Raw genomic sequence first — 24797 nt, 5'->3', positions numbered from 1 at the left:
CTCGACGCCGAACATCGCGGGCGTCCTGGCCGCCAAGATCCTGACGCCTGATGGAGGGATGGGGACCGGTGCGCGGCCGAGGGTTCCTAGGCCACGGAGGCCGCGCACCGGGCGAAGCTAGTCGCGGTTGGCGTGGATCAGGTGGGCGAGCGCGGCACCCATGCCGAGCACGGCGACGGGCAGGCAGGCAACCGCCGTGGTGATCCACCAGGGCGCGGAGGTGACACCGGCGGCGCTGAGCAGGTGGTACGCGACCTGCCCGGCGCAGCCGAACACCAGGGAGCCGATCGCGGACCAGCGGGCGAACCGGCGCACTGCCGGGCCGTAGGCGTCGGACAGCCACACGGCGAGGGCGTACGCGGCGTACGCCTCCACGCCGATCGGGAGCGTGATGGCGGTGTTGATGCTGAACCCGTCGGCGATGCCGGGCAGCGGGTGGATGACGCCGAACCCGGTCAGCTCGCCGAGGCCGACCCACCCGGACCAGATGGCCACGAACGCGGGCAGAGCCAGGACCCAGACCGGCCAGGAGCGCGGCTTGCGTCGGGCGGCCGGGGCGGGCGGCGCGGTGATGTTGGCGTCCGGGTGTCCGTCACCCGTGGCCTGCGGCGGCGTCTCGATCGCCTCGGCGACCGGAGGCGCCTCGGCGGGCGGCACGGGGTCGGGGATGTCGGTGTCCGGCTCCAGGTCCGGCACAACGTGCAGCGTGCGCGCCGGGGGCATCTCGGCAGGCTCGGCGCGCTCGGCGGTGAGCGCCTCGCGGATGGCGTTGGCCTTCGGCGCGCCGATGCGGAACTCCTTCATCAGCGCGTTCCGGGAGGGGATCTCGCCGAGCTGGTCGGCGAGGGTGCGGGCCTGCGGCATGAGCGCTTCGATCGGGGCGGGGTAGGCGCTGGGGGCGGTGGCGGTGGTCATTGGTGCTGCTCCTTCAGTAGTTGAGGACGCGGCCGGACACGGTGTGGGCGCTGAGCGCGATCGGGCCGGTCACGCGGATGGAGCCGGACACGGACTCGGCGCGGAGGTTGCACCGGTCGGTCGCGGCGACCGCGATGCCGCCGGAGATCGTCTTGGCGAACCCGTCGCCGATCAGGCGGTTGATCGTGATGCGGCCGGAGACGGTGGACAGGTCCGGCGCGCTCACCGTGTCGACATGGACCGCGCCGGACACCGTCTCCACGACCGCGCGGAGCAGGGCGCCGGACACGTCCACAGACGCGCTGACCGTCTCGGCGAGCAGCGAGCTACCCAGCGGGAGCCGCGCCACGATGTCCACCAGCGGGCCGACGCCGCCGGTCACGGCACCACCGACGACCGTGCCGCCGTTCGACACCACGTCGCCGTACACAACCCCGACGACGATGCCGACGTTGTGCCCGACGACCTGGGTGACGCCGCCGAAGTGCTGCCGGGCCGTGGTCGGCTCCAGGTTCGGCACCCGCACCGCGAGGTGGTCGCCGTGGTCATCGATCGTGGTGCGCTCGACCGCGTGGGCGCCCGGTTCGTTGCCGTCAGGGCTGGTCAAGGTCACTTCGGCGTGCTCGCGGTCCTCCACGATCACGCGGACACTGCCGACGTTGATGCGCACGTCCAGCGTGATCGCGCCGCACTCCCGCGCGGTGTACGTTCTCGCCTTCGGGGCGTTCATGCCGCCACCTCGTTGCTCGTCTCGCGGACGATCCGGACGACCGCGCCGTACGCGACGTGAAGGCGAAGGGCGATGCGGGAGAGGCTCACCGACCGGCGGCGCAGGCGGTTGACCGCGACGACCAGCTCGGCCGGCGTCAGCGCCACCCGCTCACCGCTGCACGCGAGGTCGACGGCGATCTCATCGATGTAGTCCGGGTCCGCCTCCAGCTCACGGGGCAGGTCGCACTCGACCGCGAACCGCTCGTCGTCGCGGATCGCCAGCTCCCAGCACGCGCCGCACGCCACGCCCCGCGTGAACGGCGAGCGGTGCGCGTCGCAGTGCCGCGCGGCGACGTCGGCCAGGACGTGCCCGGGGCCGAAGTAGCCGGCGATGCCCGGGATCGTGGTCAGCGGCAGGACGTAGGCGCCCCGCTCCGTCTGTGTGATCACTCCAGAACCTCCAGATCGTGCCGGCGTCTGCCGGTCGGTCGAATACAGCACCAGTGCTGTATTCGTGTTTGCGACCGTACAGCGCCAGTGCTGTATTCGCAACCGCGTGGCGTGCCATTGAGCTGGGACTTGATCGATTGGCGCCCCGGTCGATCAGCGCTTGACACAAGAGAACCGCAGCGGCGACCTGGTCGACAGGGTGTGAGCCGCCCGCGACGTGGCACTCGTCTCACACCCTGTGTGAATCGATCGACGGGGTTCCCTGAGCGTCACGAATTCCCTACGCTCCGGAGCATGGCCGAAGCGAATCTCCTGCTCGCAGCGCTCATCGAGCGCGCCGGCCTCTCCAACGCGGGCCTCGCGCGCCGCGTCAACCTGCTCGGCGCCGCGCATGGCCTCCGGTACGACCACGCGTCGGTCGCCCGCTGGATCCGCGACGGCGCCGTGCCCCGCGACCCCGGCCCGGAACTGATCTGCCGGGTCATCGGTCAAGCGCTGAACGCGCCCGTCGCGCTGGCCGACATCGGCATGGAGCGGCGGAAGTCCGCTCCGGTCGGGATGCCCCTCGCGCAGGCGGTCGAGCGCGCATCGGCGCTCTGGCGCGGCGACCAGCGGGACAAGGCCGGCGGCCCGCCGACCACCGGCACGGACGCGATCGCGCCGGTCTGGGAGTGGGAGAACCCGCCCGACGACCTCGACGTCTCGCGCGACGGTCACGCCCAGGTCGGCGCCGCCGACGTGCAGCGCCTGCGCCAGCTGCGCGCCCGCTATCAGGAGATGTACCGGCGGGTCGGCGGCGTACCGGTCCGGCCGCGCCTCGTGGCGGCGCTCAACGAACACGCGGCGCCGCTGTTGCGCAACGCCTACGACAACCGCACGGGCCGGGAGCTGCTCCGCGCGGCCGGCGGACTGGCGGCGCTCGCCGGGGTCTGCGCGTACGACGCCGACCAGCAGGGCCTCGCCCAGCGGTACCTCTTCGGCGCCCTGCGCATGGCGAAAGCCAGTGGTGACAAGGCTTTCGGCGCGTACGTGGTGGCGCTGATGAGCACGCACGCGTTGCACAACAACCAGCCGCGGCTCGTCGTGCAGTACGCGGAGTCGGCGCTGCGCGCGGCGCGGGGGCATCTCAGCCACGCCCTTGCCGCCGATCTCCACTCGCTCGCCGGGAAGGCATACGCCCGGATGGGGCAGAGCGCCGACTGCCAGCGGCACATGGCCGAGTCGGAATGGACGGCGGGCCGCATCAAGCCGACCGACGAACCCGCCGAAGCGTCGTACGTGCAGCCTGGCCTCATCGAGACCCAGGTTGCCGAAGCGCTGCGACGCCTGGGTGACCTCAGCGCCGCCCAGACGTACGCGGAAGAGTCCGTCCGGACAGCCGGCGGAACGCACCTACGCGGCCGCGTCCACCGCTTCGCCGGCCTCGCGCTGATCGTCGCCCAGCGCGGCGACGTCGACCAGGCCGTGCACGTCGGCGGGCAGATGCTCGACTACGCCGAGGGCATGGAGTCCGGCCGCATCCGCGACCGCGTCGCGCAGGTGACGACCGCGCTCCGGCCACACGCTAGGGTGCCAGCGGTGGCGGAGTTTCTCGACCGGGCCGACACCGACGCCCAGCTGAGGGGGTTCTGATGCGCTGGCAGGTCAACTCCGAACGCACGCTCTACCAAGACCAGTGGGTCCACCTGCTGACCGCCGACGTCGAGCTACCCGACGGCCGCCACCTGGACCATCGCCTCATCCGCACCGAACCCGGCGCCGGCGCCGTCGTCGTAGTCGACGGCAAGGTGCTCCTCCTGTGGCGCCACCGCTTCATCACCGACACGTGGACGTACGAGATCCCCGTCGGTGCGATCGGCAACGACGAACCGGCCGTCGCGGCGGCCCGTGAGGTCGAGGAGGAGACCGGCTGGCGACCGGGGCCACTACGCCCGCTGATCTACACGCAGCCCACTCCCGGCCTCATGAACTCCGAACACCACATCTTCCGCGCCGACTCGGCCGAGTATATCGGCCCGCCAGTCGACGGATTCGAGTCAGAGCGGGTTGAGTGGGTAGCCCTCAACGATGTTCGCCGACTCATCGATAAGCGCGATATAGTGACCGGCACGACATTGGTGGCCTTGCTCTACCTGCTGGCAGATCTGGGCGGTTAGGCATCACTCACGCTGTCGGGCGTCTCGGCCTCGTTTCGGCCCACGCCTTGACCGTCTGTGGTCTCCACACCGGCGACCGACCGAACTTCCGTTCGGGCTGCGGCGCCTGTTGACGTGCGACATATGCGGCCCAAGTGCTACGCGTCACGCCGAGGAAGCTGGCACAGTCTTCTGCCGTCCACCAGTCGGTCGGCAGGTCAAGGCTCGATGCTGCGGAGTCGCTCACCGGTGACACGGTACGACAGGTAGCAGCCCAAAGACACATCGCGCAGCAAGAGCTGCACGCTTTCGGCAGGATCTCCTGGCGATCAAGCCAGGTAGCCATGCAGAATCGCGGGACACGGGCGACCGCAGAGGCGCGCCCGGAGCCGTGCCCAGAATGCCATACGAGAGGCTGAAATGTCCGAGGATGTTGTTGAGCCATTCTTCCTATTTCTCGGTAGCTCCACCTCGGAATCAAGCACAAGCAGACTAAAGGCCTCTCAGATTAGATACATACAGAAGCGTCTCGAATCGCGTACGGAGAACTGGCAAAAGATTATCGCACTACTTGATCAACCAGAATTGCTAGGCACGATTGCCAAACTGACCAGCGGCAACATCGATCACATGAATCGAGACGAGTTCCGCCCCCTTGCTCGGCAGCTATTCGGAAATCTAAAGAACTCTCGACACATAGTTTTCGTCCATGAATCAATCGTTGCCCCGGGTCCACTCGAAATTGCAGATCGCGTTTCGCGAAATAGCCAATTGATTGCGCTTGAACGCGAATTTCCGGGACTGTCGGATGGCGACACGATTGTTGGAGACCTAAGCTATATTCCAGAGTTTTACGATGGATGGACACCGCAAGACTACTTTGAGCCACCGTTTCCAGAGGCTCTTGAATTTGTCCTGACGCTTATCCGAGAGAACGCGATTGAGCTGGTCCCTTATTCCACTAACGCGGAACTATCAGTTCTTGCTGGTCAGTTTCTAGAGCAGGCCGACAAGCACTTGCTATTCCGTATATATGTTCCCGCAGGGCGACTTTGGGCAAGTGAAACCGACAAGCTTCTTGTACTTTTCCGCGACTGGCTGGTCAAGGTAAAGGGGCAGCGCGTCCGTCAGGACGGGTACACGACAGCACGAGGACACGTCTACGAATTCTATGGGGACGCCTCCTCTGCGGAGCTGACCCTTAGTACGGAGTTCCAGCAATTCTCAACCTTCCTCGACGCCTGCATTGACCGTCCAGATCAAGCACTTCTTTTGCTGTCTGAGGAGAATCTAAGTAGTGGAGAAGTTAGGGAGATCGTCACCCGCTACTCAAAAGAAGCCCGACGACTGAAAACTGACCTCCGGCACTCGCGCGAAACCTCGGAGCTTTCTTTACGGCATCGCCTGGAAGATGAGTTGTCCGAAATTGGGTTGGATGACGCGGCTATTGCCCAGATATCTAATTCGATTGTGCCACGCGCGGAAACTTTCACGTCGGCGCTATCTAGCGCAACTCCTACGTGGAGCATCGCGTCGACTGGTACCCTCAATATAAATCTGAATCAGCAGACTATTGATACTGTGAATGGGGTTGCAGCACAACATCTACAAGGCACTGTCCATCTCGGACCGGAGCCGCTCGAATTGATTAGGCTTATCCAGCAGTTCGGTGGCGATCGTGCTGCGGAACTGACATCCGCCGTTCATGAGGTCGAAGACGAGGACGCGAGAACTGAGGATCGAATCTCAGCGCGCCAAAAGCTCAAAGCATTCCTTTATGGCCTCGGCGGGCAGGCTACCAATATTGGCTCAGGGCTGCTGGCCAAATATCTTGAGCTGAAGCTTGGCCTTGGCGGATCATGATGATGAAGTTGGCTGAAGTGCGGCTAGTGGTCTGCGCCGTCGAGACCCACACATCGGGCGCGCTCCCAGGCGATAGCTGACTGCGGTCTCCTACGCTTACGCACGACGGCTCCGCACTCGTGCCGGCACCAGGTGAGTGCCCAACTGCGTGCCGATCGAGGTGGACATACCCGCACGCCAGCGAACGTCAGCGGATCGTTGCGCGTTGCGGGCTGCCCCTTGTTGAGGCGCTGAGCGCATAAGATCGCCTTGACACGGAAGAGGTCACTGGTTCAAACCCAGTATCGCCCACCAAGAAACACCAGGTCAGGACCGGTAAGCCCCACAAGGGCGCCGGTCCTTTCTCGTTGTTGGACCCCCTGTGGGAGAAAACTGGGAGAAGATCTTGGTCGCTGCTCACTGCTCCTCCCGCAGCAGCCGATCGAGTACCGCGACCGGTGATCCAGGTCGCATCCGCCGGCGGGCGTCGAGCGCGTCCTCCCATAGACCGGTCAACCCGGCCATGAGCGTCGCCACCATCGTCGCCGTGGTGTGCGAGTAGCGCGCCTGGATCGACCCATCCTCGTGGCCGATCTGGTCGTCCATGAGCGGCGCCGGGGTGCCGAGTTCCTCCATGACCGTCTTGTACGTGTGCCGGAAGCCGTGCGGGGTCAGACCCGCCGCGATCGGCAGCCAGCACGCGTCGGCGTGCAACGCGCTGTTGCGACCCCGGATCGGCACGCCGGGCCACGGCTCCCCGAGGATCGGCACCGGGCGGGGCAGCAGCGGCGCCTTCTGCGGGTACTTGCCGGTCACGGCCGGCTGGAACAGCCACGTCGCGAACCCGCTCCGGCGCTGATGAGCGGCCAGCTCGCCGCCCGAGGCGCCCCGTACGTAGCCGAGATCCCGGATCGCCGCCTCCACCTTCTCCCGCGTCCCGTCCGAGACCGCGACCCGGCCGTTGAGGACGTTGGAGACGGTGCCGACCGCGACCCCGGCCCGCCGGGCGACGTCGACCAGCTTCGGTCCCGGACGCTGCGCGGCCTTGTTCGCCGGCCGGTGGCCGCTGAACACGTACGTGAAGCCGTGGCACGCACACGCCGTCGGTGCGGCCCGCGCGATGTGCTCCCGCACCAGCTTCGCCAGCCATGCCGGGATGAACACCGTGCGGTACGAGTCGTCCTTGGGCGGGCAGCGGACCAGCTCGCCGGTGTCGAGCTCGTAGAGCTGCCACTCGATCCGGATCGAGTCCTGCCGCACGAACCGGGTCTCCAGGCCGACCATCTCACCGAAGCGCATCCCGGTGAACGCGAGCAGCAGGCAGAGCACGAACTCCTCGTCCCGGCCCGACAGCAGCGCCAAGCGCTCTGCGATGAGCAGCACGCCGAGCACGGTGGTGATGGTCTTCTCCGGCGCCCGTTTCTGCGACCGACCGGCCCGCTTGCCCCGGCCCCGCCGGCGGGTCGCCGGGTTCGACGCCATCAGTCCATCGCTCTGCGCGTCGGCCAGGACCAGATGCAGCAGCGCCCGCCACGACTTGATGCTCGACTCCGCGTAGTCAAGGGCACGTTCCCGCTGTTCCCAGGCGCGCACCTCGGCCTCGGTGATGGACCGCAGCTCGTGCTCCTGGAACGCCGGCAGGAGGTGTTCCTCCAGCCGGTTGCGGTAGTTCTGCATGGTCGACGGCGCCAGGTCGAGGCGGTCGAACCAGACGTTCGCGTACGCACCGAACGTCATCGGGTCGCTCGCCGACCGGGTCTCGCCCGCCCGTACCTTGGCCTCGGCGGCATCCGCCGCTTGCTCAGCCTCCCTTCGCGTCCGGAACTTCACCGTCCGGCCGTTGTCGTCCTTCACCGTGTCGTACTTGCCGGGGGCGACCTTGTACCGGCCACGCCAGTAGCCGGTGCGCTTCTCGGCGAACCCCATCGTTCAGCTCCTCTCAGCGTCATGCCGCCACCGTGTCCTGACGCGCCCGTCGCGGCGGGCGGGCGCACAGCCGGGTCACCGGCTCGACCGAGGCAGGCGCAGGGTCCGGCCGCCGCATCGGCACGACCGCAGCCGGCGGTGCGACAGCGCCCGGCAGCACCTCAGCCGCCCGGATGATCGCCGCCACGTGTTCATCGGTGAACCGGTATCCGCCACCGATCCACGTGAACGGGATGCGGCGCTTGCGGGCCTGTTCCTTGACCCACCACTCGGAGCACTGCAACATCACCGCCACCTCGGCGGGCAGGTGCAGCACCGGAGCCGTACGACCTCGGCCAGGGTCGGCGGGCTTCATTCCACGTCCTCTCATCGATGTGGTGTCAAGCTGTCCTTGACGGCGGATCGACGTTCATGCGGCCATGGTGGCCAGGTACTCGCGGGCCTTGTCCTGGTGCTCCCGGGCCATCGCGGCGGAGGTGTTGGCGAGCATCGCGTCAGCCGGGCTGAGCCACCCGGCGCCGACGAACTCCAGGAAGTTGACGACCAGGACGGTCGGCTGCTCCGGTGTCTGCCCGTCGCCTTGCGGACCGGCGGTTTCGGCCCGGCGGTGCACGATGCGGTTCTGCCGCAGGACGGCGAACGTGATCGAGTAGGTGCGGGACTTGGTGAAGAAGTGGCCACCGAAGCCGAGCATGTGTGCCCAGCGGCGCAGCCGCCGCCAGGGCGCGCCCGGGTCGGTGGTCGCCACGCGGACGGCGGCGCAGCTGGAGTGCGGGCAGGTGCCTTTGGTCTGGTTGGTGCGGCAGATCGGCCCGGACAGCGTCGGCCGCCACGGCGGCGGCTGGAGGATGGCCGTGCAGCTGCGGTGCAGGCACGGTCTACCGCAGGTGGGGCCTTGGACGGGCCAGCGGGGGCCGCCGAGGGTCCAGCAGGCGTCGATGAGCCGTTCGGTGTGGGTGCCGTCGGGGTCGGCGTACACGTGGACGGTGGTGTCGGTGAGCCGGGCGGAGGTGTGCCCGGTGACCTCGGTGGCCTTCGTGGCGTACTTGGCGAGGTACGCGGCCACCATCCCGTCAGTGACGTCGCCGTCCGCGGCGACCGTGATGACCTTCGTGCGCAGCTGCTCGCCCCACGTCATCCGCCACCCGTCCGGCTTCACCGGGTGCGCCGGGGTGGTGAACCCGGTGACCCGCACGGCGTGCTCGACGGCGGCGACCAGGTCGTGCGCGTCGATCCCGGCCGGCGGCGGCAGGATCTCACCGGGGAAGTCGGGGTCGATGCCGTCGAGCCGGATGATGGCGTGGAAGTGGATGACGCCCCGGCGTTGCATCTCGGCCGCCTTGCCGATCGCCAGCCGGACGCTCTTCGGGTCGATGCCGCGCCGGTCGGCGAGGCGTTTGACGTACTTGCGGATCGCCTCGCTGGTGCGCCGCCACAGTTCGGTGGACTGGAGGTTCCACACCACTTGGGCGTCGGGGTCGTAGCAGTCCACGCACATCGGAGTGCCGAGCACCCGGTCGGTCGGCTCGTGCCGGGCGAAGCACACCAGCCGCCGGCCATGCGCGCAGACGCTGATGTCCCGGCGGGCGTGGCACGGCTCCGGGCGACAGTCACACTTGGCGCGCTTGTCGCAGGTGTGCCGCCTGACGACCCGGGTGTGCACCTCACCGAAGCTCGGCGCGGTGAACGTCGGGAACACCGCCGGGTGCTCCGCCACGGACTCCGGGACGCCCTTGCCGCCGACGAGCCCGGCCCGCACCACCTGGTACGCGTCGCGCTTGTACGTCCTGGAGCAGGACGGACACGCGCTCTCCCGCCGGTTGCCGCACGCCTTGTAGATGACCCCGTCCGGCATGTGCGCCGTGTCCGCCGAACTGAGCAGCCGCCCCGTCGCGGCCTCGACGGCGCTCATCGTGCCGGCAAGCCGGACCGGCCGGGCGCACCCGGACGCCGCGCGGACGTGCGACACCCACGCCGGATAGTCCGGGCGGGCGGCACGGACGATCGCCTGATCGCGGATGTCCGTCGATCGGGCCAGCACGGCGAGGGATTGATGGCTGCTCACGCTGCCCACCTGCCGGAAGTTGCCGAGGTCAGCGGTCTACATTCGCGGCATGCGAACCGAGCGGAGGGGGTCTGATGGGCTTCGAGCTGCGGCTCTGGGACGAGTCCACGTTTGACAGCCCCGGTCCGGAGGTCATCGAGCAGGCGTTGCGGCGGCTCGACGAGGACAACTGCGCCGCCATCCTGCTGCACCACGACACCGGCTTGTGGTTGCAGGTCCTCTCCGGCGAGCTGTTCGATGTCCAGACGGGTTGCTACGTGCTGGAGTACCGGGTGGGTGACTTCGGGAGTCGGCACTGTGACGTCGGTTCCGACATCCAAGCGGTGATCGAGGCGTTCCAGGGATACGCCGTCGGAGACGACGCATGGACGCACCGGCTCGTGTGGAGCTAGTGGGATCGGCTCGGCGGCCGGGGCCGTGCCCGAAGCAGGGAGTGCTTCGGGCGCGACGCTGGACGTCGAGACAGTCACCGGGTCGCCCTTGCGGGGCGGTGGCCGTTGACGGTCGGGCGGTCGTTGCCGGTTGCGGCGAGGATCTGCGTTGCGGTTTCCGAGGACACGCGCAGTCGCACTGCGAGTTGTACGGCAGTGATCGGCGTGCCGTGGTCGGCGAGGTACTGCTGTGCGATGGTCCGGGCTCGGTCGAGCGTCGCCGGGTCCACCAGCGGCAGTTGCGGTTGTGCAGCGCCCTGCGAGGTGACTGAAGGGTCGGTCGCGGGCGGTGCCAACGGCGCTGCCGGGGTGGTCGGGACGGTCTGCCGGGTCGGGCCGGGGCGGGCAGTGCTGCCGGGTGCGGCGGCCGGGGCCGTCGGTGTCGCGTGGATCGGGCGTGGCCGGACCCGTTCGGCGAGGTCCGCCGGGTTCGGCTGGACTGCCGTGTTGGTCGGGGCCGGTGCCGGCGGGAGGGCCGGGCCGGTCGGCTGGACGGGAACGTCAGCGTTCGTGCCGGGCGGTTGCTCGGGCACGGGGTTGGCTGCCAGGCCATCTATAGACGCCGCATCGTGCCCCGGGGTCCGGGTCGCATCGTGCGGTGTCACGACAGTTTCGTAGGTGTGTTTGGTGTCGGGTGCAGCGGCTGTTCCGCTTTCTCGACGGATGAGTGCGCGCATGTGCACGGCGAGCCCGGCGACCGCCGGCGGCAGAGCGCCGACGACAGCAGCGAGGACCGTGCGCCAGACGACGCCGGTGTCGGACCAGGCCGTCAGCATGTGGTACGCCGACTGTGCGGCGATCCCGATGCCGGCGGCACCGTAGGTGTTCTTCTTGGCGAACACTGCGACCTTCGGCGGGACCGGTGCCATCCACAGCACCAGCGCGACGACGACGTAGCCGTCCACGGCGACGGGCAGCAGCCAGGCGAGCCGGGCTGTGACACCGCCGATGGCGAGGTGGTCGGTGAACCCGGCCAGGACGCCGAGCGCGATCCAGGTCGACGCGGACAGCCCGAACGAGGCCGCGAGGACCAGCCAGGACGCGAACGACGCCAGCCGGGGTTCGCCGGTGACCGTCTTGACGCTCATCGGTCACCGCCGACCAGGCTGCTGTGGAACGCAGCTGCCGCCCGCATCGCGCCGACCACTTCGGCCGGCGTGACGGCCGGGTCGGTCGCCCAGTGCCAGACCTGGTTCAGTCCTTCGCCGGGCTGCAAGGTCAGCCTGCCGGACGTGGCGAGGTAGCCGCAGAGCATGTCCACGATCTCCGTGAACGTCTCGTCGTTCCAGTACAGCTGCTTGCAGTCGGCCAGGTTGCGCCAGTACCGGTCACCCGACGCAACGACCGCGATCGTCTCGATCACGCCCGTCGGTCCCGGCATGTCCGGGTAGCGCTGGGCGATGCGGTGGTCGTCGGCGATGCGGGCCGCCGAGCGGCGGAGCACCTGAGCGGCGAAGGGAACGTTGCTGTACATGGCGATCAGCCCTTTCCGTTGACGAGGTCGAACAGGGTCGGTACGTCGCGGTCTGGGGCTGGCACCGGTGAGGTCACCACCTGCTTGACCGCGCGTCGGGCCTGGAGGGCCTTCTTCGGGTTGCGCAGGTAGGCGAGCTGGTCACCGGTGAGACGGGACACCGCGTGCTGGTCCTCGGCGCGCCGGCTGAACAGCAGCGGACGCACGGTGGTGAGTGACGGGCACTCGGCGGAGCCGTCGGGGTAGCGGAAGCCGCACCCGGGGCACACCGACGGGATCGGTGAACCCGGGTAGTGCTCGGCGAGCACGTCGACCAGGGTGGAGACGGTCACGGTCAGCGCCGATTCGGTGAGCCGACGGTCCAAGGTGGAGCGGTCCGTCTTGTCGCCGTAGCGCATCTGCACCGCTTGGCGGGACACACCGAGCCGGGAGCCGATCTCGTCCCACGAGTACCGGTACGGCATCGCGCGCAGGCCGCGGACGGCCTCCCGCACGACCGTGTCGACCTCGGAGGACAACATCGCCAGACCGGCGAGCGCTTCGATGTCGCCGGCCGCGACCCGACGGGCGTAGGCCCGCAGAATCCGCCGTGCGAACGCGTCGAACTCGCCGCTCTCCACGGTTCGCTTGGCCCGCTTCGCACGCTTGCCCGTCAAGCCGGGCTTGACGCTCCGCGCGCTCATTCGGCACCGCCCAGGGCAGCACCCGCAGCGGTACCGGACGACGGCTGGCCGGGCGTGAACCAGGCCGAGCACGTGTCGTCGGATTCGCTGTGCAGCACGCACGTCACGTCCGCCGTGCAGAAGCAGTACCGGCCGCAGACGTCGCAGTCGTCGCAGGTGCCCGCGACGTGCGGGTCACCCTCGTGCGGACGCTGGAGCACCCACTCCCGGAACGCCGCGAGGACCGTGGCCCGGTCGTCCGGGTCGGTCGCCCCGACGAACTCGTCCTGGCCGCAGGTGCGGCAGGTGAAGAAGCGGCCGACGTACAGGTCGTTGTGCCACTCGTCACCGGTCACGCAGTACGGCTCCTCGGTGTCCAGGAGCATCCGGTCACCGCAGTCGCAGCGCGGCACGTTCGCCCACGCCGGACCCGGCACCCACGAGGTGGCGTCCCGCAGCATCGCCAGGACGTCCGCCGCCGTGCGGCCGGGGGTGTCGTTGAACCCGAGGACGCCACCCACCCGGTAGCCGAAGGTCTCGGTGACGTAGCAGTCCAGGTGGAACAGCGCGGCGTCGAAGTCCTGGAAGCCGGGGTGCGTGACGTTGAACGCCGGGACCTCTGCCGGGTAGCCGTAGCAGACCATCGACAGGGCACCGACCGTGCACGCCGCAGGGCTCGCGGAGTGCGTGTGGGCGTACAGCTCATCCTGGTTCCAGCCGTGCTCCGACAGGTAGCTCGCGGCGGCCAGCAGCACGGTACGGACCGCGTCAGCGGCGCCCGTCGCGTCTGCGGTCGCCGGAGTGCCGGGGACACGCTGGGATGTCACGGTGTCCGTGACCTGAATTTGGGTAGGGTGCATCGCAACCGTCTCCTTCCATTGGAGGGCTGTCGGTGGTTAGGAACCGGCGGCACCGGAACGCTTCCTACGGCGATAGATCCGGTGTCGTCGGCTGGCCCTGGCGACCACCGCACGAGCCGCAAACCCTCTTCGGGTCGCGGCCCGCACGGAAGCGGCCAGGCGCCGGCGGCTATTCGTGCCAGTGCTGCACGACGGTGATGCAGCGCCGCCCGACCGTCCCGGCCACGACGACGGCCACGGCCAGGACCACGACCCCGCTGAGGACCGCGGTGGTCGACACGGCCGCCATCGTCATCTCCGCCAGCCACCACCCGCCGCCGACCAGCAGCCCCAGCCCGGCGGGCACGCCGAGCAGCAGCCAGCGGCGGACCTTGCGGTCGTGGCGGGCGATCTCCTCCCGGCGCAGCAGCCACGCCGCGTACTGGTCCCGGCGCTCGATGCTCTGCCGGTGCTGGCGGCCCATCGCGTCGGCCAGGGCCAGGGCGAGGACGGCGGGCGGGAGGTTCGTCAGGTCGGCGCCGCCGGGGCGGGTGGCGGTGTCGACGTAGTGGATGACCCGAGGGGTCTGGGCGGGAAGACGCTTGGTCATGACAGGGCTCCTGTTCACGCTGCGACGACGTCCAGCGGACGCTTCTTGGGTTGATCGGGGGTGGTGAGGCGCTGTTCGCGGGCCTCGGCGCGGCGTTCGGCGGCGTAGGTGGCGATCCGGCCGCAGGTGTCGTCATCCAGCCACGCGGTCCGCATCAGGAACGGCACGCCGCCCTCGGCGATGAGCAGGTTCGTGCCCCGGCTCGTCGGCGGGATCGCCGTCGCCGACCAGCCCCGGTTCGCCCAACCGTTGGCGAGGATGATGTCGGAGGACGAGTCCGTCGTGCAGCGGAACGCCGCCCGGTACGCGAACAGGTCCCGCAACGACGTGGGGATGATGTCCGACGACGGCCGCTGCGTCGCCGCGACCACGATGATCCCCACCGCCCGGCCCCGGGCCACGAGGTCACGCACGAGCGCGGCGAAGTCCTCACGGAGCTTCTTGTCGCCGATCGTCGCCGTGTAGTACGCGAGTTCATCGATCGCGATCAGGATCGGGGCGAACTTGTCGTTCCGGCGGATCTTCCGGCGCAGCCGCCACCGCAGGTACCGGTACCGGTTGTCCATCACGATCTGCAACCGCAGCAGGGTCGCGATCCCGAACTTGATGTCCGGACCGACGAACACGTCCGCGCACGACTCCCACTGCCCCAGCTCGACCTGCTTACCGTCGAACAGGCACAACCGGCAGTCCACGCTCAACGCCGCATGCGCGACGATCAGGTTCAGCAGCGACGACTTCCCGCCACCGGGCTCGCCACCGATCAGCAGGTTCCGGTAGATCAGCGGGATACTGACCGACGCCCCGACATCATCGATGCCGAGGAACACCCGGTCGAAGATGGACATGTGCAGCGCACGGACCTCCGCCGGGACCGTCCCCGCGTCTGCATCGCCATCCTCGACCGGGTCGCTCACCGGCCGGAGCAGGGTCTCCGTCGACATCGGACCGGACCTCAGGCCGCCACAGCCGGACGCACGGCCGGGCGCTCAGCCGATGCCGACGCCCACGCGTCGTCACCGTCGAACGCCGGCGTGAACCCGTCCCCACCGCTGGAGCGGTTCAGTTTGACGACCTTCGCGGTCGCGAACCGCAGCGACGGGCCGACCTCGTCCACGTCGAGCTGGATCATCGACCGCTTCTCGCCCTTGTCGTCCTCCCACCGCGACTGCCGCAGGCGGCCGACCACGACCACCCGGGCGCCCTTGGTCAGCGACTCCGCCAGGTGCTCTGCGACCGCCCGCCACGCGGTGCAGGTCAGGAACAGCGGCTCACCGTCCTTGTACGCGTTGGTGTCCTTGTCCCGCACCCGGGGCGTGGACGCCACCGTGAACCGGGCCATCGCCACACCCGCACCCGTGTACCGCAGTTCCGGATCAGCGGTCAGGTTCCCAACCACCGTCATCTCGTTCGCCACGACGTCACTCCCTCAACTCGCGAACGTCCAGCACGCCAACCCCTGGCGGCCACCGCACCCACCCGGCAAGTGCGCCGGGCAGGACGGAACCCGACAGCGCTCAGCGACGACCGCGGGGCTGCTCGACCGGCGGCGGTGCCGCCACGTCCTCCAGGTCGAGCGCCCACGCCTCCGCATGACCGGACTCGGCCGGCGCCGTCGGGCCGGGCATGTCGGCGAACAGTGCGGCGAGGGGTGACACCACCTCAGCGGCGAGGGGGTCACGGCGGGACAGGTCCACCCGGATCAGCGCGGCGAACCGGGACGACGCCCGGACCACCCGCACCTCCGATGCCCAACACGCCACCGCCACCTGACCCGCCTTGCCGTCCAACGCGGTCAGGTCCAGACCCGGGCGCAGCCACACCCAGACCCGCTCACCCGCAGGTGTCGGCCGCGCCCACAGGATCAGCGGCAGACTCCCCGCCTGCGAACGCCCCGCCGCCCGCACCACCTGCGAGAAGCACAGCCGCAACCGATGCCGGACGATGACGCACCACGCCCACGCCACCACCCGCCGACGCACCCTCCGCACCCCACCGACCACACCGGCGACGAGCAGCACCAGGACCAGCGACACCCACGACGACGTCACATGCGCCAGCCACGTCAACGGCACCGCCACCCCGAGCGCCGTGGTGATCTCGATGGACCACCACCACAGCACCCGCAGCACCGGCCAGGCCGTCACCAGCACCGCCAAGGCCATGCCCAGCGCCGCACCAATGAGCAGCCCGACCGGCACCGCACCCCACAGCGGCAGCCCAGCGAGGAACAGCACGATGGTCGAAACCGCCGCACTGACGGCGCCTCCCGTGAACAGCGCGACGCGGGCCTTCTGCGCGTACGTCCGCGACACCGGCGCATCGACCAGCGCGATCGCGGTTGCGGGTCGCTTCCCAAAGAGCTTCATAGACAGAGATTGCGATGACGAGGGGTGACGGGATCACCACCTCGATGGACATCTAGGGACGTCCCTGGTATCGTAAGACGTCCCTAAAGTCGTCCCGAGGAGTCCCGATGGCGAACGAGCGGCTGCGAGACGCGATGTTGCGCAACGGTCTGGTTCCGGCCGCCATCGCCGAGTCCCTCGGCGTCGACCCGAAGACGGTCGAGCGCTGGATCACCCAAGACCGGATGCCGTACCCGAAGCACCGGCACGCCATCGCTGCGATGGTGCGGGAGAGCGCCACCTACCTGTGGCCGAACGCCTTGTCCGCAGAACGCTCCGCCGAGGTCTCGAAGTCCGAGGTGGTGCAGATCTATCCCCGCCGAGGCGCCGTGCCGGTCGAGCTGTGGCAACGACTTCTCGACCAGTCCTCGGGGCAGATCGGGCTCTTGGCGTACGCGGGCCTGTTCCTGCCGGAGCAGAACCCCAGGTGGGTCGAGACGCTCAGGATGAAGGCCGCCGGCGGCGCGAAGGTTGAGATCCTGCTCGGCGACCCCGACAGCGCCCACGTCGCTCAGCGCGGCGCCGACGAGGGCATCGGCGACGCGATGGCCAGCAAGGTGCACAACGTCCTGGCGTTCTACAAAGAGCTGCGCGGCGAGGACAACGCCTCGATCTACTTCCACGACACGACGCTGTACAACTCGATCTACCGCTTCGATGACGAGATGCTCGTCAACACGCACCTCTTCGGCACGCCGGCCGCCTACGCGCCGGTACTCCACCTGCGGCGCCTGCCCGGCGGCGAGATCTTCGACAACTACGTCTCCAGCTTCAACCGCGTCCTGTCACACTCGCGCGCGGTCTGGCCCGAGGACTGATGGCATGCTCGATGCATGGCCCGCATCGAGCACTTCAACGACCCCCAGGCCCCCAAGCCGAACAGCATTGTGGTCGCCGTGACCGCCTTCGTGCTCGACGACCAAGACCGGGTCCTGCTCATCCACCGCACCGACAACGACCTGTGGGCTCTGCCCGGCGGAGCCCAGGAGTTCGGCGAGTACATCGCAGAGACAGTCGTCCGCGAGACCAAGGAAGAGGCCGGCATCGACGTCGAGGTCGACACGATCGTCGGCATCTACACCAACCCGAACCACGTCGTGGAGTACACCGACGGCGAGGTGCGCCAACAGTTCTCGATCTGCTTTCGGGCAAGGCCAGTCGGCGGCACCGAGACGCCGAGCGACGAGAGCAGCGAGGTCCGCTGGATCAGCCGTGAGCAGCTGAACAGCTTGACGATTCACCCGTCGATGCGCCTCAGGATCGATCACGGCTACGAGAACCGGCCGGCGCCCTACATCGGCTAGTGACCAGCTGCCGCCAGGTGCGCCTCAGCCCGCCGTACAGCGGCTGTGATCTCGCCACGAGCACGTTCGATAAAGCGCGTCACGATGTGCTCGGGGCCGTACCTCGACGTAATCTCGGTGAGCCGCTCGACCACGTCAAGGTCCTGACCGTCTGGACCGGTCGTCATGTCGCAGTACCAGAGCACATCTGCCGTCGGAGACTCCTCACGAACGAACTCAGCTCGCAGCGCACCGGCCAACCCCCGCTCCTCCGCCTCCACAACTGCGCACGAGTGGTGAGCCACCAACGCAGCTACTCGGTCGTCGAAGCCTTCGGACCGTAGCCAACGCGCACCGTCGAGGGGATGAAATCCCGTTGTCGTGAGCGAAGGCGCGTAACCGACGTCATGCAACCACGCTGCCGCCGCAAGTACATCCCGATCAGGCCTGCCGAATGACGTCGCCACCCGTTCGGCTTTCGCACCGACAGCCTGCACGTGAGTCCAACGACGCGGTAAAGCATCAGCCAGGCACGCTGCCGCCATCCCGCGCGCACGCTCAACGAGAGACTCCACCACCGCACCTTACGCTGGCGAAGGTCCCCGATGTACTGCCGCCGACTACCTCGTCTGTGCCCAGTCTGCGTCAAGGCCAGCTTGACGCAGAACTCACGAACACTAGGAATGTAGGACAATGCCGGTGCGTCTATCCGCGATCGACGCCGAGGTCCCGAACGTAATACCGAGTCCATGAGACGCACATGTCAGGATGGACCCGAGTCCGACCAGCGATGAGGGGTGACCGTGCCGCCGAAGAAGCGGATCCAGTCCGAGAGCTTGGAAGCAACGCTTTGGGCCGCCGCGGACAAGCTCCGCGGGAAGATGGACTCAGCAGTCTACAAGCACGTTGTGCTCGGCCTGATCTTCCTTAAGTACGTCTCTGACACCTTCATGGTCCGGCGCACCGAGCTTGCCAGGCTGGTCGACGACGAGTCTTCTGACTACTTCATGCCGACGCCGGAAGCAAAAAATTCCGTGCTCGAGGACCGTGACGAGTACACCGCTGAGGGGGTGTTTTGGGTCCCGGAGGGCCACCGTTGGGACGACTTACGCAAGAGCGCGAAGCAGCCGGACGTCGGCAGGCGCGTCAACGACGCGATGGACGCGATCGAGCGCGAGAACCCGACGCTCAAGGGCGTGCTGCCGAAGAACTATACGCAGGCTGAGCTGCGCAGCGAGGATCTCGGCGGCCTCATCGATACGTTCTCCCGGCAGGACCTCGCCGCAGCCGAGTTCGCTGGTTTGGACGTGCTGGGCCGCGTGTACGAGTACTTCTTGGGCCGGTTCGCATCGAACGAAGGTAAGAAGGCCGGCGAGTTCTACACGCCCCGATCGGTGGTCGAACTCCTGGTCGAGATGCTGCAGCCATACCGAGGGCGAGTCCTCGACCCAGCGTGCGGGTCGGGCGGCATGTTCGTGCAAGCCGACAAGTTCGTCGCCGCCCACGGCGGCTCACGCAATGACATCTCCGTGTTCGGCCAGGAATCCAACGCGACCACCTGGCGACTTGCGAAAATGAACCTCGCGCTGCGAGGCATCGAAGGTAGCCTCGGCCCGCAATGGGGCGACTCGTTCCACGCTGACGCCCACCCCGACCTGCGCGCCGACTTCGTGATCGCCAACCCACCGTTCAACGACAGTGACTGGGGCGGCGAACGTCTCCGCCACGACATGCGCTGGAAGTACGGCACCCCACCCGTGCAGAACGCGAACTTTGCCTGGCTGCAGCACTTCCTGCATCACACCTCTCCTAGCGGCACTGTCGGAACCGTCCTGGCGAACGGCTCCCTGTCATCGCAGCAGAACGGCGAGGGCGAGATCCGCAAAGCGATGGCCGAAGACGACGTTATTGAGTGCATCGTCGCCCTACCTCCGCAGCTCTTCTATGGCACCCAAATCCCGGTTTGCCTATGGTTTCTCACCAAGAGCAAGGGGTCGATCAACCGGCACGGCCGCACAACCCGCGAACGCATCGGCGAGACGCTCTTCATCGACGCCCGCAAGCTCGGGGCGATGACCACCCGCACATTGCGCGAGTTCGCCTCAGACGACGTCCTGCGCATCGCAGACACATATCACTCGTGGCGAGGCACCGAGACCAGCACCGACAAGCCCTATAAGGACATCCCCGGGTTCTGCCGCTCCGTGTCGACGTCCGAGATTGCCAACCACGGCTACGTCCTAACCCCCGGCCAATACGTCGGATCTCAAGAGATCGACGACGACAGCGAACCGCTCGATGAGAAGATCGCCCGCCTCACGACCGAGATCCGCGACGGATTCAAGGAGCGCCACCAGCTCCAGGAGAAAATCCTCGTCGCTCTGGATTCACTGGTGGTTGCAGATGCGTGAGTGGACCAGGCTCGGAGATGTCGTCCACATCCTCACGGGATACCCTTTCAAGAGCGCTCAGTTCACTCAAAAACCTGAAGATGTACCGCTTCTGAGAGGCGATAACGTCATCCAACGAAGGATTCGCTGGGACGGGGCACAACGCTGGCCAGCGTCAGATGCGGAATCGTTCACGCAGTACCGATTGGAGTTGGGCGACGTAGTTCTCGCTATGGACCGCCCGTGGATCGAAGCCGGACTAAAGGTCGCTGACGTTCGCGAGGGTTCAGCTGGCGCTCTACTCGTTCAGCGGGTCGCCCGGCTACGAGCAAAAGAGAAAGTCGATCAGGGATATCTCAAGTGGCTTCTCTATGAGCAGCGGTTCACGGATCACATCCTCGGGGTACAGACGGGCACAGCGATTCCACACATCAGCAAGACTCAGATTGAGAGCTATCGTGTATCACTCCCGCCATTGGATGAGCAGCGGCGGATCGCTGGTGTGCTCGGCGCCCTCGACGACCTGATCGATACGAACCGCAGGCTGGTAGCTGCCGCCTTCGAACTGGCAGGTGCCGCGTTCGATCAGTTGGTTTCGCGCGAACAGCTGCGCCTTAGGAGACTTAGCGACATCACCGAGAAGATCGGGAGCGGCGCCACGCCGCGCGGCGGAAAGGAGGTGTACCAAAAGCATGGCGTCGGTTTCATCCGATCGCAGAACGTATACGACGGCCAATTCTCCTTTGACGGGCTTGCAAAGATCTCCGTCGCAGCTGCGGACGCGCTGGCTGGCGTTACTGTGCAGCCGGGTGATGTCTTGGTGAATATCACTGGGGAATCGGTGACGAGGACCGTTCTCGTTCCTGAGCGGGCTCTTCCGGCACGGGTCAGCCAGCATGTAGCCATCGTCCGCCCCAGGCAGGACCTGGTCGACCCTCGCTTCCTGATGCTCGCGCTCCTAAGCCGTCCGGTGAAGGCATACCTCGACACACTGTCCACAGCAGGTGCGACACGGCGCGCTCTCACCAAGGCACACCTCGGTCAGACGGAGATTCCCGTTCCCTCACTGGCCGACCAAGTACGCGTTTCACAACCCTTCGACGTCGTTGCTCAGCTAAGCGAGGAGATCGCCGGACTTGAGCGGGTTCGTGACGAACTGTTGCCTTCGCTGATGTCTGGGCAGGTTCGCGTTTCTTTCGGTAGGGCGGCGGCATGATGGTTGGGCCAACTGAGGACGAACTTGAGCGCTGGGTTCTAGATATCCTGAAGGAACTCGGGTGGTCGCACGTCTACGGTCCCGATATCGCGCCGGGCGAGCTCGCTGCAGAGCGAAGGGATTATCGCGAGGTCGTTCTAGTCGCGCGCTTGCGCATGAAGGTTCAGCAGCTGAACCCGGGGCTGCCACCGACAGCGGTCGACGACGTCGTGGCTACCGTGATACGCACCGAGTCGCCTGTGGTGGAGTCCGAGAACTGGACCGCGTACCGCTACCTGACCCAAGGGGTCCCAGTCGAGTTCCTTGACGCAGGTGGCAGCCTGCGATCCGACCGTGCGCAGTTGGTCGACTGGGAGAACCCGCGGGCCAACAACCTGATCGCGGTCAACCAGTTCTCGATCGAGGGTCCGAAGAAGACGCGACGTCCAGACATACTGTTGTTCGTCAACGGGCTGCCGATGGCGATCTTTGAGCTAAAGCGGGTCGGGAAGGCGTACGCGAAGGTAAGTGGCGCATTCCGACAGCTGCAGACCTATCGCAGCCAGATCCCCGACGTATTTAAGTGGAACCAGGTCGCCGTCGTCTCCGATGGTTACGAGGCGCTGGCGGGGTCGTTCTCCGCGCCTTGGAACCACTGGGCGGCGTGGAAGACAATCGACGGAAATGTCCGTGACCCCAAGAACCTCGACGGTCACCGCATACCGCAGATCGAGGTGCTCACTCGTGGCATGTTCCGACTGGAGGTATTTTTCGACCTGGTTCGACACTTCGTCGCCACGTTTGGTGAGGGCACCGAGACGCGCAAGGCTGTCGCGAAATACCACCAGTACTGGGCGGTAAGCAGGGCAGTCGAGCAGACACTGGAGTCGGTCGAGACCGACGGTCGTATCGGCGTTGTGTGGCACACTCAGGGATCGGGCAAGTCGCTCGAGATGGCGTACTACGCGGGCAAGGTGATGACCCACCCCGCGATGGAGAACCCGACACTCGTCGTGCTGACCGACCGCAACGACCTGGACGACCAACTCTTCGACGAGACGTTCGCCCCGTCCAAGCCGGGCTCACCCCTGCCAGAAGCGCCAGTTAAGGCGGAATCCCGCCAACATCTGAAGGACCTGTTGGCTGGCCGGGAGTCCGGCGGGATCATCTTCACCACTCTACAGAAGTTCGGCCTGGCCAAGGAGGACCGCGAGGCCGGCCGCTCCTTCCCATTGCTGTCGGAGCGGCTCAACATCGTGGTGATGGTCGACGAGGCCCACCGGTCAAACTACGATGTCATCGACGGGTTCGCTCGAAACGTACGCGATGCGCTGCCGCAAGCGTCGTTCATCGGGTTCACCGGCACGCCGATTGATGAGAGGGACCGCTCGACCGCGGAGATCTTCGGCGAGTACATCGACGTGTACGACATGACGCAGGCAATTGAGGATGGCGTCACGGTCAAGGTGTTTTACGAGCCCCGCCTTGCCCGGGTCGAGTTGCCCGACGACGCAAAGGCTGAGATTGACGACGAGTTCGACGACGCCACGGTCGGTTCGGAGGAGGAGATAGCCGAACGCCTGAAGTCCAAATGGGCAAAGGTCGAGGCCATCGTCGGCTCGGACAAGCGCATCAAGCAGCTCGCTGCCGACATCGTTGAGCACTGGCAGGCCCGCCAGCAGGTGCTGATGGGTAAGGCGATGATTGTTACGATGTCGCGGCGCATTGCTGTCGACTTGTACGAAGCGATCGTCGCGCTCCGGCCGGAGTGGCATTCAGACGATGACAAGGCCGGTGTCGTCAAGGTCATCATCACCGGCAACGCGACCGACCCGGCATCTTTCCAGCCGCACATTCGCAACAAGCAGGAACGCCGCGTGATGAAGGCGCGTGCGTCTGACGCGAACGACCCGCTGGAACTCGTGATCGTGCGCGACATGTGGCTGACAGGGTTCGATTCCCCGCCGATGCACACCATGTACGTGGACAAGCCGATGCGCTCGGCTGGGCTCATGCAGGCCATCACCCGCGTGAACCGCACGTTCAAGGATAAGCCGGCCGGACTGGTCGTTGACTACATCGGGATTGCCGAGAACCTCAAGGACGCCCTGGCCACCTACACCGACCGCGACAAGCAGGACCGCGCCATCGGAGAGGACGTGCGCCTTGCCGCGATTCCCGAGATGCTCACCGAGCACGCGATCGTCTCCGACCTGCTGCACGACATCGACTGGGTCACCATCCTCGGATCCGGAAACGCAAGGGCATTTGTCTACGCGGTCACTGGCACCGTGGACTACCTCCTTGAGTCAGAGCGCGGGGTCGAGGAGACCAGCGATGACGTCCAGGCAGGAGAGTTCGACACCGACGTCGCGGACGGTCCGTCACTCAAGAAGCGGTTCATGGCGCACACCGGGCGACTCAAGCGGCTGTTCTCGATCGTGCCGACCTCAGCTGAGGCGACCGCCATCCGTAACGACGTGGCGTTCTTCGACGCCGTACGCCAGTCAATCGCCAAGATTGAGGCGGTCGATCGCTCTTCCGACGGGGAGGCCGTCCTCGACACGGCGGTGCGTCAAATCATTAGCGAGCACATGGCCGGGTCTGGGGTCATCGACATCTTCGCCGAGGCCGGGCTCGAAAAGCCTGACATTTCAGTGATCGACGACGAGTTCCGCGCGAAGTTCGCCGCGTCTGACAATAAGTCGCTGCAGCTGGAGGCAGTGCGCCGCATGATTTCCAGCGAAGTCAGGATCGTTGGCCGACGAAACGTTGTGGCTGGGCGCAAGTTTTCCGAGATGCTGTCGGACGCGCTCAACCGTTACCAGAACCGCACCATCGACGCCGCGCAGATTATCTCCGAGATCGTCGAGATCGCCAAAGCGATTCGCGTGCAGCGGCAGCGCGGTGAGGAAACAGGCCTGAGCGAGAACGAGCTCGCCTTCTATGATGCTCTTGCCACCAACGAGTCGGCGCGTGAGGCGATGAAGGACGAGGTCATGATCCTGATCGCGCACGAACTCACCGCGATCGTCCGTAGGGATGCTAAGACCGACTGGCAAATTAAGGAGACCGTCCGCGCGAAGTTACGGACGCGCATCAAGCGGCTCCTGCTCAAGCACGGATACCCCCCGAACAAGGAACCGCTGGCAACCGAGCTGATCATCCGGCAGGCAGAGCTGATGGCCGAAGCTGAGGCTGCATGAACCTTGCCGCAGCTCCTCAGTGTCTCTAACTTTGCCCGCTGAAGACCCCCAGAAGGACAACTACGCCAACACCACCACCTGGCGTAGACGCGAGGAGTGCGTGGCGACTGTCAAGCATCAAGCGGGACCGGACGGACCGCGTCTGGCCGCGTCTGGCCGTTGTCGGGCTCCAGTTGATCCGTTACGGATCAGCGTCAGATGATGCGTGACAGCTCCGGCTAGACGATCTTCGCTAGATTAGCGGCCTTCTGCGTT

The 24797-nt window shown here is 66.8% G+C and carries 24 protein-coding genes; 9 read left to right on the top strand and 15 right to left on the bottom strand.

The features are described 5' to 3' along the window. Nucleotides 1–117: 117 nt before the first annotated feature. The 3 genes from AB0I21_RS53925 to AB0I21_RS53915 are packed head-to-tail and all read right to left on the bottom strand — an operon-like array spanning nucleotide 118 to nucleotide 2076. Nucleotides 118–915, bottom strand: coding sequence for an ABC transporter permease (locus AB0I21_RS53925; protein WP_360573298.1), 798 nt, complete (start codon nucleotides 913–915; stop codon nucleotides 118–120). 13 nt (nucleotides 916–928) lie between these two features. Next, nucleotides 929–1645: a hypothetical protein gene (locus tag AB0I21_RS53920; protein WP_360573296.1), complete on the bottom strand. Its 717-nt coding sequence runs from the start codon at nucleotides 1643–1645 to the stop codon at nucleotides 929–931. Continuing rightward, complete coding sequence (locus tag AB0I21_RS53915; protein WP_360573294.1) at nucleotides 1642–2076, bottom strand: hypothetical protein; 435 nt, start codon at nucleotides 2074–2076, stop codon at nucleotides 1642–1644. Before AB0I21_RS53915 ends, AB0I21_RS53920 begins: the two co-directional genes overlap by 4 nt. A gap of 294 nt (nucleotides 2077–2370) precedes the next feature. Here AB0I21_RS53915 and AB0I21_RS53910 point away from each other — a divergent pair, with 294 nt between their 5' ends. The 3 genes from AB0I21_RS53910 (at nucleotide 2371) to AB0I21_RS53900 (ending at nucleotide 6074) form a co-directional block, all read left to right on the top strand. Then, complete coding sequence (locus AB0I21_RS53910) at nucleotides 2371–3708, top strand: hypothetical protein (protein WP_360573292.1); 1338 nt, start codon at nucleotides 2371–2373, stop codon at nucleotides 3706–3708. After that, on the top strand, nucleotides 3708–4232 hold the full coding sequence (locus AB0I21_RS53905; RefSeq protein ID WP_360573290.1) for an NUDIX hydrolase: 525 nt from the start codon (nucleotides 3708–3710) through the stop codon (nucleotides 4230–4232). Before AB0I21_RS53910 ends, AB0I21_RS53905 begins: the two co-directional genes overlap by 1 nt. A 399-nt stretch (nucleotides 4233–4631) precedes the next feature. Further along, nucleotides 4632–6074 carry a hypothetical protein gene (locus AB0I21_RS53900; RefSeq protein ID WP_360573288.1) on the top strand — a complete coding sequence of 481 codons (1443 nt, stop codon included), beginning with the start codon at nucleotides 4632–4634 and terminating at the stop codon, nucleotides 6072–6074. 396 nt (nucleotides 6075–6470) lie between these two features. Here AB0I21_RS53900 and AB0I21_RS53895 read toward each other — a convergent pair whose 3' ends face one another. The 3 genes from AB0I21_RS53895 to AB0I21_RS53885 form a co-directional block, all read right to left on the bottom strand. Continuing rightward, entirely contained in the window at nucleotides 6471–7979 is a 1509-nt protein-coding gene (locus tag AB0I21_RS53895; protein ID WP_360573286.1) for a LacI family DNA-binding transcriptional regulator, read from the bottom strand. A gap of 19 nt (nucleotides 7980–7998) precedes the next feature. Beyond that, entirely contained in the window at nucleotides 7999–8295 is a 297-nt protein-coding gene (locus AB0I21_RS53890) for a DNA-binding protein (protein WP_360573284.1), read from the bottom strand. Nucleotides 8296–8388: 93 nt separating this feature from the next. Further along, nucleotides 8389–10044, bottom strand: coding sequence for a replication initiator (locus tag AB0I21_RS53885; RefSeq protein WP_360573282.1), 1656 nt, complete (start codon nucleotides 10042–10044; stop codon nucleotides 8389–8391). 74 nt (nucleotides 10045–10118) lie between these two features. On the opposite strand from AB0I21_RS53885, the gene AB0I21_RS53880 reads away from it, so the two are divergent. Further along, nucleotides 10119–10436 (top strand): hypothetical protein, encoded by a 318-nt coding sequence (locus AB0I21_RS53880; protein WP_360573280.1) that lies wholly within the window; start codon nucleotides 10119–10121, stop codon nucleotides 10434–10436. Nucleotides 10437–10510: 74 nt separating this feature from the next. On the opposite strand, the gene AB0I21_RS53875 is transcribed toward AB0I21_RS53880, so the two are convergent. From AB0I21_RS53875 to AB0I21_RS53840, 8 genes are all read right to left on the bottom strand, one after another. Beyond that, complete coding sequence (locus AB0I21_RS53875; protein ID WP_360573278.1) at nucleotides 10511–11563, bottom strand: hypothetical protein; 1053 nt, start codon at nucleotides 11561–11563, stop codon at nucleotides 10511–10513. Continuing rightward, nucleotides 11560–11949 (bottom strand): hypothetical protein, encoded by a 390-nt coding sequence (locus AB0I21_RS53870; protein ID WP_360573276.1) that lies wholly within the window; start codon nucleotides 11947–11949, stop codon nucleotides 11560–11562. Before AB0I21_RS53870 ends, AB0I21_RS53875 begins: the two co-directional genes overlap by 4 nt. A 5-nt stretch (nucleotides 11950–11954) precedes the next feature. Then, on the bottom strand, nucleotides 11955–12605 hold the full coding sequence (locus AB0I21_RS53865; RefSeq protein WP_360573274.1) for a hypothetical protein: 651 nt from the start codon (nucleotides 12603–12605) through the stop codon (nucleotides 11955–11957). Between the two features lie 23 nt (nucleotides 12606–12628). Next, the gene (locus tag AB0I21_RS53860; RefSeq protein WP_360573272.1) at nucleotides 12629–13438 is read right to left on the bottom strand and encodes a hypothetical protein; all 810 of its coding nucleotides are present in this window, start codon (nucleotides 13436–13438) and stop codon (nucleotides 12629–12631) included. A gap of 202 nt (nucleotides 13439–13640) precedes the next feature. Then, entirely contained in the window at nucleotides 13641–14060 is a 420-nt protein-coding gene (locus AB0I21_RS53855) for a hypothetical protein (RefSeq protein WP_360573270.1), read from the bottom strand. Between the two features lie 14 nt (nucleotides 14061–14074). Then, nucleotides 14075–15004 (bottom strand): FtsK/SpoIIIE domain-containing protein, encoded by a 930-nt coding sequence (locus AB0I21_RS53850; RefSeq protein WP_360573268.1) that lies wholly within the window; start codon nucleotides 15002–15004, stop codon nucleotides 14075–14077. Between the two features lie 11 nt (nucleotides 15005–15015). Then, on the bottom strand, nucleotides 15016–15465 hold the full coding sequence (ssb, locus tag AB0I21_RS53845) for a single-stranded DNA-binding protein (RefSeq protein ID WP_360573302.1): 450 nt from the start codon (nucleotides 15463–15465) through the stop codon (nucleotides 15016–15018). 112 nt (nucleotides 15466–15577) lie between these two features. Next, complete coding sequence (locus AB0I21_RS53840; RefSeq protein WP_360573266.1) at nucleotides 15578–16429, bottom strand: hypothetical protein; 852 nt, start codon at nucleotides 16427–16429, stop codon at nucleotides 15578–15580. 107 nt (nucleotides 16430–16536) lie between these two features. Between AB0I21_RS53840 and AB0I21_RS53835 the strand changes: the two genes are divergently transcribed. Beyond that, nucleotides 16537–17286, top strand: a complete 750-nt coding sequence (locus AB0I21_RS53835; RefSeq protein WP_360573264.1) for a helix-turn-helix transcriptional regulator — start codon at nucleotides 16537–16539, stop codon at nucleotides 17284–17286. A gap of 15 nt (nucleotides 17287–17301) precedes the next feature. Continuing rightward, nucleotides 17302–17772 carry an NUDIX domain-containing protein gene (locus AB0I21_RS53830; RefSeq protein ID WP_360573262.1) on the top strand — a complete coding sequence of 157 codons (471 nt, stop codon included), beginning with the start codon at nucleotides 17302–17304 and terminating at the stop codon, nucleotides 17770–17772. On the opposite strand, the gene AB0I21_RS53825 is transcribed toward AB0I21_RS53830, so the two are convergent. After that, entirely contained in the window at nucleotides 17769–18296 is a 528-nt protein-coding gene (locus tag AB0I21_RS53825) for an HD domain-containing protein (RefSeq protein ID WP_360573300.1), read from the bottom strand. The genes AB0I21_RS53830 and AB0I21_RS53825 overlap by 4 nt on opposite strands. 252 nt (nucleotides 18297–18548) lie before the next feature. Here AB0I21_RS53825 and AB0I21_RS53820 point away from each other — a divergent pair, with 252 nt between their 5' ends. The 3 genes from AB0I21_RS53820 to AB0I21_RS53810 are packed head-to-tail and all read left to right on the top strand — an operon-like array spanning nucleotide 18549 to nucleotide 24542. Continuing rightward, nucleotides 18549–20162: a class I SAM-dependent DNA methyltransferase gene (locus AB0I21_RS53820; protein WP_360573260.1), complete on the top strand. Its 1614-nt coding sequence runs from the start codon at nucleotides 18549–18551 to the stop codon at nucleotides 20160–20162. Next, on the top strand, nucleotides 20155–21357 hold the full coding sequence (locus tag AB0I21_RS53815) for a restriction endonuclease subunit S (RefSeq protein WP_360573258.1): 1203 nt from the start codon (nucleotides 20155–20157) through the stop codon (nucleotides 21355–21357). The genes AB0I21_RS53820 and AB0I21_RS53815 overlap by 8 nt, the downstream gene beginning before the upstream one ends. Next, entirely contained in the window at nucleotides 21354–24542 is a 3189-nt protein-coding gene (locus AB0I21_RS53810) for a type I restriction endonuclease subunit R (protein WP_360573256.1), read from the top strand. Before AB0I21_RS53815 ends, AB0I21_RS53810 begins: the two co-directional genes overlap by 4 nt. Nucleotides 24543–24797 lie beyond the last annotated feature (255 nt).

The organism is Dactylosporangium sp. NPDC050588, assembly GCF_040654975.1.
Taxonomy (GTDB): Bacteria; Actinomycetota; Actinomycetes; order Mycobacteriales; family Micromonosporaceae; genus Dactylosporangium; species Dactylosporangium maewongense.
The sequence above is the reverse complement of the archived record's forward strand: the minus strand, read 5'-3'. Positions and strand labels throughout refer to the sequence as shown.